The organism is Pseudomonadota bacterium, from assembly GCA_039193195.1.
Lineage (GTDB): Bacteria > Pseudomonadota > Gammaproteobacteria > Steroidobacterales > JBCBZW01 > JBCBZW01.
The window spans coordinates 24503-39886 of sequence record JBCCWS010000013.1 but is presented as its reverse complement, the minus strand read 5'-3'; the positions used below and the strand labels follow the sequence as shown (position 1 = coordinate 39886).

The following is a 15384-nucleotide window of genomic DNA, read 5'->3' as shown; positions in this document are numbered from 1 at the left end:
CGGGATGCGTTGGCTAGCGGTGGTCCTGCTCGCCCTCGCGCCTTTCCTGTGGTGGGAGCGTGCGCCGGACGAGGATGTGGAGGGTGTGCCGGCGCTCACCACAGACGAGTTGCTCGGGAACCCAGCGCCCCTCGACGGTGAAGCCGCGAGCGTAGAGAGCTCGTCCATCAGCGCGCTGTCGCCATCACAGGCGGATACGGGCAAGGCGCCGTGCGGCTCGTCAGTCGATCTAACGTCCTTCTACCCCCGGAGGCTAGCTGACGAGTCTGACGCGGACTTCGTTGCTCGCGTTGCCAAGCACTTCGATGAGCAGCTCAGTGTGCTGGACGCGAGCCAGGATCCAGACCACCTGTTCGCCCTGAGCTTCTCCTCTCATCGCCCGGTGGAGGAGCGCCTGCAGCTGGCGCGCGCTGCCGCGGCGCACGATCGTGACAACCCGCTGTACCGCTATCACGCGCTTCGCCTATGCGCAGAGGTCACACCGAATTGCGCTCAGGCAGGCCAGTTGGAAGCCGAGCTGTTGCGAGTCGCGCCCGACAACGGCGATGCATTGGCGTTGGCTGCAGCCAACTGCTTGTACCGGCAGGATGCGCAGTGCGCCTATCGCTACATCGATCGTGCTGGCTCCGCGTCGCAGATGACGTCCTACTTCGGGGAGACGGTCGCCTACCTGGATCGCGCGCTCACGGCCACGGGTCTGCCGTTCGCTCAGCGCGCCAACCTGGCGTTTTCGCTCGCGGCGACTGCCTTACCACCGTACCCGACACTCGTGCAGTTCTGCCGCGGCGAAGGACCGCAGCCGGCGGTGCCGCGCGCAAGCTTGATCGAAGCGTGTATCGCCTACGGTGAGCGAACAGCCGGCGGGGCGGATACGGTATTGGCGCGCAAGATCGGTGCGGCCCTGGCCAAGATCGGCTACGAGGCGCAGGGCCATGCGCCCGAGGCCGCCAGCGCCCGTGTACGTGAGCGACTAGGCGATGAGTTTCCTTCGGCGGCGTTGGCACCGGACGTCGATGAGCGACTGTTGCAGGACGAGGCCTTCTTCCGCCAATACCTGGCGCAACTCATTCGCCACGGGGAGTTGGAAGCCCAAGCGTGGGGCGCCGCGCAGATGGCTGATTGGCGACCTGATTGCGAGGGTGAGTTGACGGCCACAGGACCCGATGAGCGAGACGAACCGTGACCACCTTCCGCGTGCGCGCCTACTACCCCGCCCAACCCGACCGTCTGGTGCTGCGCACCGAACTCGATTGGTACAATGACTTGCGCGGCCACCCCACGCCGGACGGGGCCGAGTTCATCTTCGAGTCGGATCGCGATTGGCTCTACTTCAAACCGTGCCTGCACAGCCCCCAGGGCTTCCTCTGGTTACCGGGTATGAACCGCGTGGTCACCCGCGCCGCCGGCCGACGCGACGTCTACCCCTACTTCTACGCCGGACTCACCGGCACCTTGAGGCCCTTGCGCGCCCTCGACGGTGTGCGCTTCCGCGTGTACTTCCCCGCCGGCTACGGCGAGAACACGCTCAAGCGCTACCCCGTCATGTACGTGCATGACGGCGGCAACCTGTTCCTGCCCGAGGAGGCGTTCCTCGGGCGCGCCTGGGAGATCGATCAGACCCTCGATCAACTGCACGAACTCGCCGTCATCGATCAGGTGTTAGTGGTGGGCGTCTATCCCGGTGACCGCATGAGTGCGCTCACGAGCCCTGGCTACGTGGGCTTCGCCAACTGGATCGCGGATCGCCTGAGGCCCTTTCTCGACGCGACCCATCGCACACTAACCGGGCCTCAGAACACCGCTGTGATGGGCTCTTCCCTCGGCGGTGTCATGGCGCTGCATTCGGCCTGGTCACGACCGGACGTGTTCGGCATGTCGGCCTGCCTATCGTCTACCTTCGGTTATGCAGATGACCTCTTCGACCGGATCGCTGGTGAGGCGCCTGCGAACATCCGCATCTACCTGGATAGCGGTTGGCCACGGGACAACTTTGAACGGACCCTGGCGATGCGCGACCTGCTCATGCACCGAGGGTTCGAGCTTGGGTCGCGTTTGCAGTACCTGGTGTTCCCTGGGGAGCGGCACAATGAGCTTGCTTGGGGTGGCCGCGTGCACGTGCCGTTTCAGTGGTTCTTTGGCCGTCAGATGGGCGGCTAGTCCGGCGTAGAGCCCTTGCTGGAAGATCCAGTGCTCGTGAGCGCTGTATCGTCGGACGGACAAGGGCCTGGCGCGTAGGCCACTCCTGCGAGCACGCCACGCGTAATCAGGAAGCGAGCCTGTGCCACGTAAGCTTCTCGCTCACGCTGCACACGCGCCTCGCACTCACTTGGGAATTGGCCGGACTTGTGTTGAAGGTAATGCACCAGCTCGTGCAAGAGCACGCTCTGCGCTTCGGGCGTGTTGAGGGGTTGTAGTTCGCGATCGAGGTAGATCACATTGCCATCCAGGTACAGGCCTTGGATCGTGCAGGGTCTACCTCCGCATCCCCGGGCTGCCAGCCAGGAATGGGATCGATACGCGATCCGCGGTGGCGCGATTGGGGCATCGTAGGGGGTGAGCTGCAGGGCAACTGAGAGCAGCATTTCGAGCACGACTTCCCTCGCCGATCTTGCAATTTGATTATGCAACCAATCTGCCGTCGATCCCTGCCCACCCGCTTGCGACCAGGTCGCAATTGGGAACGGAAGCGCAGTTTCCGGTTGCGCATGACGTTCGGGAAAAATTCCCGAACACACAAAAACCTTCGAAAGTGTGTTGTAGACAGTTGCAGCGAGTGGCCACAATGCACGCCACTCGCGACGTTTGTAGGGAGCGTAGGGCCGCACCACAAGCGCGCATCGAATTTCTGACCGGGGTAAAGGAAGCGAGCGGTTCAGGTGCCAGATCAGAAGACCGACGCCAAAAATAAACTCCTGGAGGTGTTTGACGACGCTCTCCAGCACAACGGTTTCGGCGAGATCCGTGTGGAGATGAGAATCCTCAAGCGGCGCCAGAAGGAAGTGATCGTGCACTACGGTCGCCAATACCGCTTCCTCGTCGATTACGACAATGACTCCACTGAAAGCCCACCCACTCCGCCAGTCTCACGGCGCGCGGCGACGTGAGGGCGACGACGAGTTCCTAATGAGGCGGCAGCGGGGGGCTGCGTCTCCATATAAGTAGATTCGAGGCGGGAGCGGCGCGCGGCGTGCAGGGGGCACGCGAGCCCGTTCGTCGACAGGCGCCTCTGTGGAAGCCTTAAGGGGATTCAATGAAAGTACGTAATCAAAAGGGTTTTACCCTTCTCGAACTGCTGGTCGTAGTGACCATTCTCGCCGTGATTTCCGGCGTGGTGATTTCGTCTTTGGGTGGCCAGGAAGAGCGTGCGGGGCAGGGTGCTGCGTCGAATGCGATGGCCGCGCTCGAGGATGGGATTCGGATTTTCCGCGTTACGGAGGATCGCCTTCCCGGCGAGCTGGAATCCCTGCTCTGCGCTGACGGTGATGCTGCTGCGGCTGCAGTCTCCGCGCAGGCTATCGCGGGGACACCCGTGCTCGCCGACGGCGTAGCCGCTGCTGATGATGAAATCTACGTGTTTGGTGGGAGCAGCAATGTGCCCGGCGTGGGTGGTGGTCTAGCCGCCGACTACGCGGACAAGATTGCCCCGTACCAGCTCACTGCTGATCTCTCCACGGTGCTTGTCGATTCCGGTATCGACACGCTTCGTTACGTGACGAGCGCCGCTTGCGACAACAACACTACAACCGCTACGACTGACACCATCAATACGGTAGTGGTAGGTGATGACAATCTGGTTGACTATGAAACGCCGCTACTCGCCTTCGACAGCGTTCTGAACGAAGGGCTTGGGTTCTCGGCGCCCGTCGAAGTCGGAACGCCCGTTGCTGTGCTCTTGGAGCCCCAAGAGATTGGCGCTGATCCTGCCGCTGTTGTGCTCCTCTTCGGTATCGGTCAGTCGTCGCAGCTAGTAAGCGGCGACAACGCGATTCTGGGCAAGGCTCCCTTTGAAGGCAATGTAGGCCGCGACAAGTACGCCCACTACGCTCTTGCGCTTCAGGTGTGCGATGACTGTGCAACGCTTACGGGAACGGTCCCCGACACGTCTATCAACCTTGCAACTCTCGACGCCGACCTCGCCGCAGCGGCAGCTGATGAAGATATCGAGGCGGAAATCTCTGCCGTCCTAGACGCCGACGCAGACTTCCTGCTCGAAGAGTACGCCGAGTTCACCGGCAACAGCGACGAGTGATCTAACCGCTTTACGCGATTGGATCTATCGGAGCTAGCTCCGGTAACTGCGGGGAGCGCGTCGGCGCTCCCCGTCTCCATGAGCACGAGGCGCAAGGTGGCATGGTGGGCATGCATCTGAGCGACGGCAGCAGTCAACGCGGGCAAGCGCCACGCGGATTCACGCTCTTAGAACTGATGGTGGTGGCCGCGGTGCTCGCGGTTGTCGCACTACTGGTCATCTTCCAACTTGGCGACCAGGTGGATGACTCACGCCTGTCCGTTGCCCGCTATGAACTCACTCAACTCCGCGAAGCCGTTCTGGCCTTCGATCGCGACGCTCAGCTCTCTCTGGATCTCGACTGTGGGGCGATAGGCACGCCTTTCGATCTCGCAGATGCCGCCATCCGTACGACGCTGCGTTCTCCCGCCGAAGCAGGTTTCCTGCTGCGTTCCCAACGGGACATCGATGACGATGGCACCGACGAGTGGAACTTCTGTGACTTCGATCCCGAGTATCGAGTGGGTTGGCGTGGCCCCTACCTAAGTGGACTCAAGCCCGCCTACACCGCAGTGGATGCGGCGCTTGAGTTCGACGGCACCGACGACGGCACGAGTGCTGTTCTGGACAACGTGCTCGCCATCCCGGATCCGTTTGATCGGGACGCGGCAGCCGGGCTCTTTGCGTGGTCCGATACGCCCGACTACACCACGCCCACGTACCCGGAGAGGCGCGGGCGTCCGTACCTGTTCTTCGCGCTCGGCGAGCCTGACGCGAGGATCGTGTCCATGGGGCCAAACGGTGTGTACGAACCACCGACTGGGGATCCATGCGTGCCGCCTGCTGGATCCGATGACCTCGTCCTGTGCATCAACTAGACCCAGATCGATGATGCGCAACACACGAGGTTTCACCCTTCTCGAACTCGTCCTGGTGCTGTTCATCCTGGGGTTACTCGCCACCATTTCAACGTCCTTCATCGAGACTGAAGACGGTCAACTTCGCTTCGATGACTCGCTCGCGCGCTTGGATGCGATTCCGGCGGCCGTTTACCGGCGCGAGACCCTCGCCAACAGCCCGGTTCTCTCTGGATTCGTCGTCGATAACGGGCAGCTGCCCCCGGACCCTGCAATGGGACACCAGCTGACACCCCTTATCCGGCAAGACGGTGTGTGGGATGCAGGGGATGACTTCTGGCTCCCTCGCACGCCGCGGCTTGCCTATTTGTCCACGGAGGCGGGTGTGTCTGATCCGTTGGACTCAGGCGCTACGCCGCCACCGCTGTATCTGCTCACCAAGGGGTTTAGTGGGAGCTACCTAGACCGCGTTTCCGTCGATACAAACAACGAATATCGTGACGCTTGGGGTGACGAGTTCACCGTCAGTGTCGTGGCAGGCGATTACACGGTGAGCTACGACGGCGCCGACGCAGGTGCGCAACCCAAACCGTCACCTTTCAACCGGATCGTGGCGCGCACGATTGCCCAGGATGATTGGAGTGTCCCCCTCGGAGACATCGACGTGACCGTGCTCAACCAGCGCGCCAGTGCGCTCCCGAGCGATACCTACGGTGCGCTGCTGGTGTTCGAGAACAATGCGGGGGCGACTTTAGGGGAGCGGTGGCTTACCTATCACTTTAATTTGGACGGTCTGGCTTCCGGTGATGACTCGAACACCATCAGCGACGTGAGCGCTTGGTCGCTAGACGGCGTGACGGGCATCGATCCTGCGGTCGCGCGCGTTCCTGCCGGGCGGCATCTGTTCGTCGTTGTGCAGGACCCAGCAGGAGCCGACAACGTTGGCACGATCTTCGGTGGCGTGCAGTTCCTGGTGATCCCCCGATCGACACAACCATCGGTTACGCTGGAGTTGACTACCCCGTGATCGAGAAGTATCTCAATCGCCTCCCGAAGATCGGAGGCCAAGGTGATCGCCGTCTACTAGTGCTCGAGTACGACGGCTTCAGACTGCGGGCTTCAATCACCGCGCGTAATGCGGGAGCGATACGGCTGCTGACCCATGCCACTGTCGCTGGCACAGTCGCAGAAGAGGCACTCAACACCGTCTTAACCCAGCTACGCGGCGCCGGCGAGGCGATCCCCCGCGACGTGATCCTACTCCACGTGAGCGTCGTCACGTCAGTCATCGCCCCACCCATCGCCGACGGCACGGACCTCACCACCGCCCAAACCACCGAGATGGTGCGCTGGGAAATGGAAGGGCTCTACAGCGATGTCGCACCCACCTGGGACATCGGCTGGCTGCTCATGGGCATGCTGTACCTCGACGCCGATCAGCGTGAAGAGGTCCTGACCGAAATGGACGCGCAGCGCGGCGCGACAGCGGGCTTCCAACCCGGCGGGCGGCCTTCCTCGCGCTTCGGTGAGATCGCCATCGACCGTGGCTACATCACCGAGGCCCAACTCGACGAATGCCTCCAACTGCAGGAGCGCTTACAGCTCGGGGACGCCGGCATTCGTGTCGGCTGGACACCCCTCGACACCACACCCCGTCGCTGGCTCACCACGGCCGTGGACGTGTCGACGCACAGCCAGTGGGTAGAGCTGCTATCACGAGTGGGCAAGCAGCAGAAGACTTCGCTCACGCTGCACGGTCTGTACGCGATCCCCGGTACCAGCTGTGCCTTGTTGAATCTCAAGCAGGACGAGAACGCGTGTGTTCTGGAAGTACACGATGCTTACGTCTCCGTCAGCTTGCTGACATCTGAAGGCCTTACGCGCATCGCCACCCTAAAGGCGAGCAGTCGGCGCGTGGATGCGGTGGACATCCATCCCGCGTTGCGAGACATGCCTGTCACGGGATGCACCTTCGTGATCTTCGTTGGCGTGGCAGAGGACTCGGACGCCATCCGGCTAGACCTGGAAGGAGCATTCCCCGATACGCCGTTCGTACCCCTCGCGGGGCTACTAGCGGATGGCCATTCAATCGCCGGTGAGCGCGTAGAGGTCGTGGGCGGCGCGCCCCTCGAGGCCGATGCGCTGCCCGCACTGGGTGCTGCTCGGGCGTGGTTCAACGAGCTGCCGACGATGACCACTGCCGTCGCCGGCATGCCGCCTCCGCCGGCCTTCTACCGCCGGCGCGAGGGTCAGATCGCTATCGCCGTGGCGGTGGCGCTCGCCGTGCCGTTGCTCACGGAGGCTTATCACGCTTTTTCCCAATCACGCTTGCGCACCCAGCTGATCCGCCTGGAAGACCAGCGGGCGGATGTCCGACGGCTGGAGAAGGCCTCCAGCGACGCGCGCAGTCTCGATGCCGAACGCCAGCGGTTGCAGGAGGAGCGCAGGCAGCTGGATGCGCTGAAGACCTTGGTGCAGTCCGCGCTCATCGAGCGGCAGGACTTCGTTCCCTCCCTGCTGCCCTTGATCGCCAATACGGCCAACTCCGGCATCGTGGTCAACATGATCGATGAAGAGAGTTGGAACGAGTTCCGCATCACCGGCTACGCCCGCGATCAGCGCGCGGCGGACGCCTACTACACGGATCTCTCTCGGCAGCTGGAGCGCTTTGAGTTGCGGGTGCTGGACAGCCCGACCACGCTGACCGTCGACAAGGCGGGGGTTCCTCGCTATGAGTTCTCATACCTGATCGGCCGTCCACGGACGACCCAGCAGGCGGGAAGTGCCCAAGCGGGCGCTGCTCGGCGCAGGAGTCGTTGATCTGATGGCGAAGCGCAATCGCAAGGAAAGCGGCATCAGTGCCCGCGAGCAGCTTCTGGTGGGGACGCTCGCGCTCTCGCTGGTGGTCGCCGCCTACATGGTGCTGCGTGTACCTACGTTGAAACGCGACGCTGCAGTAGCGCGGGAGAACGTGGAGCGTACGGAGCGGGAGATTCGCAAATCGCGTCCGTCGGGAAGTGTGGGCAGTACGAATCGGCTTCGCCGTGATGTGGAGAAGCTCCGCGACGAGCTGGAGCAGGAGCGGGCGACGCTGGAAGGGTACCGCTCAGCGTTCGTGGATCTCTCGGACAGCGATGCGCTCCCCGCGATGTTGGGGGAGATCACCCGTCAGGCGGAGCTCGCGGGCCTGCAACTCGTGGATCGCAAGAACGTGACGAGTCGTTTGGAGACGGTGCTGGATCTCGACCGTCGCCTGCGTCAGATGCTGGCACCGCCGCCTCGGGCCACGCAAAGCGCGACCGCCTCAGGCAACCGACGGGCTAATCGCCGCGCCAACACGGCCCAGTCGCGGGCACGTGCGGCGGAGCGGACCGCACTCCAGCAGGCACTACGTCGCGACGAGCCCCTCATGAACCGCCCTATCTTCCAGTTCGAGTTTCGCGGCAGCTTCGGCGCTCTCCACCGCTTCATCACGGCGATTCACAGCCTCCAGAACAGCACCGTGATCACCCAGCTCTCGGTGGGCACCGACAGCGCCCTGAGCGTCGGCGGGCAACGCGTCCTCACCGCCAATCTGACGATCGCGTTGTAAGAGGGTTTGATCGTGACGCTATCCCTGCAACCGGCGCTCGACTCACTCGTGAGCCACCGCGCGTCCGATCTTCACCTTTCAGTGGGTGTGCCGCCCGTTCTGCGCATCGCAGGCGACTTGCACGTGCAGGACGGCGAGGTCCTCGCGCCGGAGGCGATCGACGCGCTGCTGGCAGAAGCCCTCACCGAGTGGCAGCGAGATCGCCTGGCTGCAGACCACACCCTCGACCTCGGCCTCACCAGCGACGCAGGCGAGCGCTACCGAATCAACGTCTACCGCGAGCGCGGTCATTACGCGTTGGCGATCCGCTGGTTGGAGGGCACTAGCCACACCCTGGAAGAGCTGCGCCTGCCGGGGCAGATAGCTGAACTGGCGCGTATCCGCGACGGACTCGTGCTCATGACGGGCGCTACCGGGAGCGGCAAGTCGACCACTCTCGCCAGTCTGATCAACATCATCAACGAGTCTCGCCGCTGCCACATCCTCACGATCGAGGACCCGATCGAGTTCCTGCACGAGAACAAGCGAGCCCTCGTGCACCAGCGTGAAGTCGGCGCGGACGTGGGGAGTTTCGGCGGTGCCGTGCGCTCGGCGTTGCGTGAGGATCCCGATGTGGTGCTCGTGGGCGAGATGCGGGACACGGAGACGATCTCGGCGGCGCTCACCGTGGCCGAGACCGGCCATCTCGTGTTCTCCACCCTGCACACCAACGACGCCATCGGGGTGCTTGATCGCATCATTGGCGTCTTCCCCGGTCACGCGCAGATGGCGATTCGTCAGCAACTGTCGATGAGCCTTCGTGCGGTGGTCACGCAAACCCTGGTGAAGACCCGCGATGGCAAGGGGCGGGTGCCCATCAACGAGATCCTTATGGTGAACCATGCGGTGGCCCATCTGATCCGCGAGCACCGCCCGGAGCAGATTCGCTCGATCATGGAGACAGGGCGCCAGGACGGCAATCAGACCCTCGAGCAGGCGATCGCCGTACGTATTCGCCAGGGCCTGATCGACCGTGCTGCGGGCCTCGCGATGACCACGCGTCCGGAGCAACTCGAAGATCTACTCCGTCTCGGCGACGGCGACGGGGCAAGCGGCCCTGGCGCCTCCCAGCGTGACCGGAGGCGCCGCTGATGTTGCGCGAACAGCTGCTCATCAATGCGGCCATCTCCCAGGGGCTGCTGGAGACGCGACAGCTCGAGGAGGCGCGCCGTCGGTCCCTGCGTTCCCGGGAGCCGTTGATGCGCACCTTGAGTCAGGTGGCTCGCCTGCCCGCGGAGGACTTCTATCGGGCCTACGCCCAAGAGAACGGCCTACCGTTCATGCGAGGCTCCCAGTTGCGCGCCAACCCGGCGGCCGTCACGCGCCTAACGCCTGCGTTCATCCGACAGCGCCTCGCCCTTCCCGTCATCGACGCGCGCGGCCCGTGTGTGGCCTGCGCCAATCCGAACGATCCGATGGTGCAGCGACATCTGCGACGCACCCTGGGCGACGATGTCACGATCCTGCTGGCCGAGCCAGAAGCGCTTGCCGAGGCCGTGCATCAGCAGGTGGCTGTGCCCGAGGGGAACGAGGCGATCACGCAGATTCCCGCCTGGCGTGAGTTCGAGGCGGTACAGATGCTCGACGAAGTGCTGAGCGATGCCTACCTGCGCCACGCGTCGGACGTTCACTTCGTACCCCAGCGCGACAGCTTCGTCGTGAGCACTCGCGTCGACGGGCGACTGCAGGAGTACCCACGTCCTTTCACGCCGGAGCAAGGCGTGAACCTCCTAAGTCGCATCAAGGTCCTTGCGCAGCTCGATATCGCCGAGTCACGCATGCCCCAGGATGGGGCCATCACCCATCGCATGACGGACGGCACGGAGTTCGACATCCGCGTCGCGACGCTCCCGGCCCGCTACGGGGAGCGCGCCACCCTGCGCCTGCTCGGCGCCGAAGAACATCTGGTCACCTTGGGCGATCTCGGCTTGGAAGCGAGCGATGCCGAACGCTTCCGTGAAGTGGTGCGACGGCCCCACGGGATAATCCTGATCACCGGCCCGACCGGGAGTGGCAAGTCCACGACGCTCTACGCCGTGCTCGATGAGATCGCTGATGAGGAAGTGAACGTCCTCACCGCCGAAGACCCCATCGAGCGTCCGATCGAGGGCATCACCCAGCTGCAAACCAGCGTGAAGGTAGATTTTGCCGGTGCCCTGCGCAGTTTCCTGCGTCATGACCCCGACGTCATCATGGTGGGCGAGATCCGCGACGGCGAAACCGCCAACATCGCCATCAAGGCGTCCCTGACCGGACACCTCGTGCTCTCCACCCTGCACACCAACTCGGCCTTGGGCAGCATCATGCGCCTGCGCGACATGGGGACCGAGTCCTACCTGGTGGCGGCCACCCTCGCGTGCGCCGTGGCCCAGCGCCTTGTGCGTCGCCTGTGCGAGCGCTGCAAGGAGTCGGCACCGTTGCCAGCCGCCATGGCCACACTCCTGGGTGATGAGTATCCCCAAAGCCATATGCATGTACCCCGCGGTTGCGCCTACTGCCGCGGCTCGGGGTATCGGGGGCGAATCGCCCTGTTTGAATTCCTGTGGGTGGACGATGAGCTATCGCGGGCGATCGCCGCAGGGGCCGACGAGGCCACGCTCGGCCAGATCGCCGGCGTAGATCCTACCCTGCGAAGCGACGGTCTGGCCAAGCTGCAACAGGGCGTGACCAGCCTGGATGAGCTGCAGCGGATCGGCCTGCTGCCCTTCACGGGTGTCGCGCCCGGCGTGCCCCAGGCGGTCTTGGATCAAGGGGTGAGCTGACATGCGCTTCGAGTACATGGCCCTGGACACCCAGGGGCGCAAGCGTCAAGGCACCCTGGACGGGGATGACCGCACGGAGATCGTGAGCTGGCTGCGCGACCAGGGAATGTACCCTGTGCGCGTGGCGCCGGCAGAAGCGGACGACACGCTGCTGCCGGACGACGACGCCCGCGTCGTTCTCATGAACCTGATGCCGGTGACCACCACGCAGAAGGTCTTCCTCTTCCGGCAGCTTGGCTTGATGCTGCGCTCGGGCATGTCCGTGACCGAAGCGTTGGATGTGATCCAGTCGCTGCAGAAAGGGCGGCTTGGTCGGGTCGTTGCCAAGGTCAACGAGGAGGTGAAGCGAGGGACGCGTTTCTCCACGTCAGTGGTGGACCACCCGGAAGCGTTCCCGCCGCTGGCCTCGCACATGTTGCGCAGCGCCGAAGCCAGCGGTGAGCTCAGCGCGGCCCTCGCGCGCATTGCCGACTTCCTAGAGCGGCGTGCCGCGTTGCGTAGGCAGGTCACCTCCACCCTGATGTTACCGGTGTTCACGCTGCTCGCCGCGGTGGGGGTGTTCGTATTCCTGCTGGTGTCCGTGCTTCCGAAGTTCGAGGATTTCCTCGCACGGGCCGGCAAGGCGCCGCCGCCTGAGACCATGGCGATGATCGATCTTGGCAACTTCATCGCAGCCAATTGGGTGCTCCTGCTCGCCGGTATCTTGGCCGTGGTGGCCACAGTGGCCCTGATCTATCAGCGCGATTGGGGCGAGCGTGCGATCGATGGGTTCCTCCTGCGTCTTCCCGTGGTCGGCAAGGTGATGACGACCGCCGCGATGTCCCAGGTGAGTTGGGGATTGGGGGTGCTGGTGCGAAGCGGCGTGCCCATCGTCGATGCGCTCAAGATCATCCGCGGGCTGGTGAGCAATCGGGTGATCGCCGACGCCTTCGAGGCAGCCACGGATTCGGTGCTGCGGGGGCAGGATCTCGCGAGAAGCCTTGATCGCTTCGGCATCGATCTACTCCTGCGTCAGCTCTCCAGCGTGGGCGAACGTACGGGCAACCTCGCCGATATCATGGAAGAAGCGAGCGCCTACTACGATGTCGAGCTCGAGCAACGCACCCGCATGCTCGCCAATCTCGTGGAACCGGTGGCGATCATCGGCATCGCAGGGGTGGTCTTCTTTGTCTACTCAGGTTTCTTCCGCGCGTTGCTCGCGGTCTCCGTTCGATGAGAAAGTCGATGCTATCAAGAAAAATTGGATCGAACGCGCGATCACATGCGATGCCGGTGGTTTCCATGCTGATCGCCTTGGTTGGCGTGTTGGCAGGAGTACCCACTCACGCTCAGACGGCGGATCGGCCAGCGCGCCCATCGTTGCGCGACAACGTGGCTGAGCGCAACGCTGCGATTGACCGCCAGCTTGCGCAGCGAGGAGTTGCGGACGCGGGAGCCTCCGATGCGGTCGGGGCACCGGCTGCGACCTCCGTGGAGGAACCAGGGAGGGATCCCTTCACGCCGCTGCCCGCCTTCAACCAACGCCAGCCGGGCGGTGCTCCGGCATTCATCGCCAACCCCACCCCTGGTCGCGCGCCCGAGCTGGAGCTCAAGGGTATCGTCGACCTCGAAGACGAGGTCACCGCACTCCTGCGTATCGGTCCTTCGCGCGTCTTCATGGTGCGCCAGGGCGATCAGATCACCTTCGATCCCACCCGGCCCGGTCAGGCGATCAAGATTCGTGAGATCTCGCGCCTCAGCGTGGTGGTGGAGATCGGTAGCATCGGTAACGTGGTGGTCGTGCGATGAGCGTCTCTTTGCCGATCGTCCTCGCGGCCGTTCAGATGACGGTCGCGCTGGCGCAAGCACCGACGCCCCCTTCGGATGTTGGGGCCAGTAGTCTCTTCGCGTCGAGCTCGAGGGTGGAGCCAGCCCCACTGCGCTTCGATGAGCTTGAGTTCCGCGACGCCAGACTCATCGATGCGATTCGGGTTATCTCGGAGGCGAGCGGCGCCAACATCATCTCAACTCGAGCCGCGTCCGAGAGCTTGGTGACGATCTACCTGCGCAATGTGACCGTGGAGGAAGCCGTCCAGTCGATCTGCCGTGTGAACCAACTCTGGTACCGGCGCGATGGCAGTTCCGGCACCTATCGGATCATGACGGTGGAAGAGTACCAGAAGGACCTCGTGGTGTATCGGGACGATACGATCGAGGTGTTCGAACTGCTCAATCCGAACGTGCTGCTCGCCGCGCAGGCGATCCAGGATTTGTTTGGGAACCGCGTGGTGCTGTCCTTTGGGTTGCAGCCGGCGCAGGAGCAACAGTTGGCGGGTGCTGGCGGGCTGGGTGGCATTGGCGGCGGTATCGGCGGCGGCGCTGGCGGGCTGGGTGGTATCGGCGGGCGCGGGGGCAACCGAAACTTCAGCGGCGTCGGGGGCCGTGGCGGCGGCAACGTCAACAACCGCGGTGGCCGGGGGAATTTCCAGAACCTGAACAACTTCGGCGGCGGTCGAGGCGGCCGCGGTGGTGCGGGACAAGGCAACCAGGCAGACCCGGAAGCGGAGGTATCGGAAGACCTCACCGTCGACCAACTGGAAGCACTGGCCCGCACTGGCCGCGGCGTCAACCAGGTAAGTGCTGACCAGCTAGCCGCGGTCTCCACCCAGGCGGGTCCCATCTACGTGACCGTCAACCAGGAACACAACCAGATCATCGTACGCACGAGCGATGAGCGCGCCTTAGGGTCCATTGGCGAGTTGATCGAAAAGCTCGATAAGCCTGTTGTTCAAGTTCTCCTGGAGATGAAGATCCTCGATGTCCTCATCGACGACGACTTCGATTCCCTCTTTAACTTCCAATTCCAAGGCGGCGACTCGGGCGTCATCGATGCCAGCGGTAACCCGATTCCCCGCAACGAACTCGATCTCGGCAACTTCGCCAGCCAGGGCGGCTCCTTCGTCTATCAATTCCTGAGCGAGTCACTACTCGGCCAGATCGAGCTGCTGGAGACATCCAACCGCATCAACGTCATCGCCACCCCCGTCATCACCGCGGGCAACAACCGCCCGGCCCAGTTGTTCGTGGGCGAGGAGACCGTGCTGACGACGGGCGTGAGCACCTTGGTGAACGATACGCAGGTGGGCGTTGCCACCACCATCGTTCAGCCTGAGACGGAAGTGCGTCAGGTAGGCAATACGATCAGCATCACGCCGTTCATCAATGAAGACGGCACCGTAACGCTATCGCTGATCCAGGAGACCTCGACGATCACCCGCGACGGCGCCAACCTGCTGGTGGCCGTGAGCGATCAGGTGCAGACGGTACCGATCGATACCGTTAACACGACGCTGGTCGCCGGCACGGTATTCGCGCGCGACGGCTACACCATGGCCGTCGGCGGCCTGGTGCGGGAGACACGCTCGCAAGCGACCCAGAAGGTGCCCGTGCTCGGGAGCATCCCGATCCTAGGTACCCTGTTCCGCCGCGACTCGACCCTCACCGAACATCGTGAGCTGGTGCTGCTGATCACGCCGTATATACTCAACGACGCCGAGCGCGCCGAGCAGATCACCGACGATCGTATCCTGGCACCGTCCCGCTACAGCGAGTGGCCGAACCAGAAGGGGACGCCGCCGGCGCTCTTCCAGCAGGACACGGATCCTCCGGGTGAGATCGAGGAGGATCTGAAGTTCGACGATAAGCGGAAGAGGCGGCGCGAGCGGCGACGTCGGCGGAAGGAGGCGGCCGGCCAGTAGTGGGGGTGGGCCGCTGATGCTTTGCGCTATTGAGTGCAATGCCTCGGGACTATTTCCCAGGCTATCGGCTGTGCTCGGTGCCACTGGTTGGGTAAGCGGCTCGGATTTCGCGAGTGGAAGGCCCCTCGTCCGGCAAGCGGGTTTCATGCACCGAAGTCTCATCAAACGG

At 63.7% G+C, this 15384-nt stretch carries 14 protein-coding genes; 13 read left to right on the top strand and 1 reads right to left on the bottom strand.

Going from position 1 to position 15384, the window contains the following annotated elements; translation table 11 throughout:
- The first annotated feature begins 4 nt into the window (after positions 1-4).
- Positions 5-1183 (top strand): hypothetical protein, encoded by a 1179-nt coding sequence (locus AAGA68_12700; GenBank protein ID MEM9385916.1) that lies wholly within the window; start codon positions 5-7, stop codon positions 1181-1183.
- Positions 1180-2157: an alpha/beta hydrolase-fold protein gene (locus AAGA68_12695; GenBank protein MEM9385915.1), complete on the top strand. Its 978-nt coding sequence runs from the start codon at positions 1180-1182 to the stop codon at positions 2155-2157. Before AAGA68_12700 ends, AAGA68_12695 begins: the two co-directional genes overlap by 4 nt.
- Here the strand turns inward: AAGA68_12695 and AAGA68_12690 are convergent.
- Positions 2154-2582, bottom strand: a complete 429-nt coding sequence (locus tag AAGA68_12690; GenBank protein ID MEM9385914.1) for an ImmA/IrrE family metallo-endopeptidase — start codon at positions 2580-2582, stop codon at positions 2154-2156. The genes AAGA68_12695 and AAGA68_12690 overlap by 4 nt on opposite strands.
- Positions 2583-2876: 294 nt before the next feature.
- Here AAGA68_12690 and AAGA68_12685 point away from each other — a divergent pair, with 294 nt between their 5' ends.
- The 11 genes from AAGA68_12685 to AAGA68_12635 all read left to right on the top strand — a co-directional run bounded on the left by AAGA68_12685 (position 2877) and on the right by AAGA68_12635 (position 15215).
- On the top strand, positions 2877-3104 hold the full coding sequence (locus AAGA68_12685; protein ID MEM9385913.1) for a hypothetical protein: 228 nt from the start codon (positions 2877-2879) through the stop codon (positions 3102-3104).
- Between the two features lie 146 nt (positions 3105-3250).
- On the top strand, positions 3251-4249 hold the full coding sequence (locus tag AAGA68_12680; GenBank protein MEM9385912.1) for a type II secretion system protein: 999 nt from the start codon (positions 3251-3253) through the stop codon (positions 4247-4249).
- Between the two features lie 101 nt (positions 4250-4350).
- Positions 4351-5106: a prepilin-type N-terminal cleavage/methylation domain-containing protein gene (locus AAGA68_12675; GenBank protein ID MEM9385911.1), complete on the top strand. Its 756-nt coding sequence runs from the start codon at positions 4351-4353 to the stop codon at positions 5104-5106.
- Between the two features lie 10 nt (positions 5107-5116).
- On the top strand, positions 5117-6112 hold the full coding sequence (locus AAGA68_12670; protein MEM9385910.1) for a prepilin-type N-terminal cleavage/methylation domain-containing protein: 996 nt from the start codon (positions 5117-5119) through the stop codon (positions 6110-6112).
- Positions 6109-7905 carry a hypothetical protein gene (locus tag AAGA68_12665; protein MEM9385909.1) on the top strand — a complete coding sequence of 599 codons (1797 nt, stop codon included), beginning with the start codon at positions 6109-6111 and terminating at the stop codon, positions 7903-7905. The genes AAGA68_12670 and AAGA68_12665 overlap by 4 nt, the downstream gene beginning before the upstream one ends.
- 4 nt (positions 7906-7909) lie before the next feature.
- Entirely contained in the window at positions 7910-8677 is a 768-nt protein-coding gene (locus tag AAGA68_12660) for a hypothetical protein (protein ID MEM9385908.1), read from the top strand.
- A gap of 12 nt (positions 8678-8689) precedes the next feature.
- Complete coding sequence (locus AAGA68_12655) at positions 8690-9808, top strand: PilT/PilU family type 4a pilus ATPase (GenBank protein MEM9385907.1); 1119 nt, start codon at positions 8690-8692, stop codon at positions 9806-9808.
- Complete coding sequence (locus AAGA68_12650) at positions 9808-11478, top strand: GspE/PulE family protein (GenBank protein MEM9385906.1); 1671 nt, start codon at positions 9808-9810, stop codon at positions 11476-11478. Before AAGA68_12655 ends, AAGA68_12650 begins: the two co-directional genes overlap by 1 nt.
- Before the next feature lies 1 nt (position 11479).
- A complete protein-coding gene (locus AAGA68_12645; protein ID MEM9385905.1) occupies positions 11480-12694 on the top strand; it encodes a type II secretion system F family protein in 1215 nt (404 codons plus the stop codon).
- 65 nt (positions 12695-12759) lie between these two features.
- Positions 12760-13266, top strand: a complete 507-nt coding sequence (locus tag AAGA68_12640; GenBank protein ID MEM9385904.1) for a hypothetical protein — start codon at positions 12760-12762, stop codon at positions 13264-13266.
- The gene (locus AAGA68_12635) at positions 13263-15215 is read left to right on the top strand and encodes a hypothetical protein (protein ID MEM9385903.1); all 1953 of its coding nucleotides are present in this window, start codon (positions 13263-13265) and stop codon (positions 15213-15215) included. Before AAGA68_12640 ends, AAGA68_12635 begins: the two co-directional genes overlap by 4 nt.
- The last annotated feature ends 169 nt before the right edge of the window (positions 15216-15384 follow it).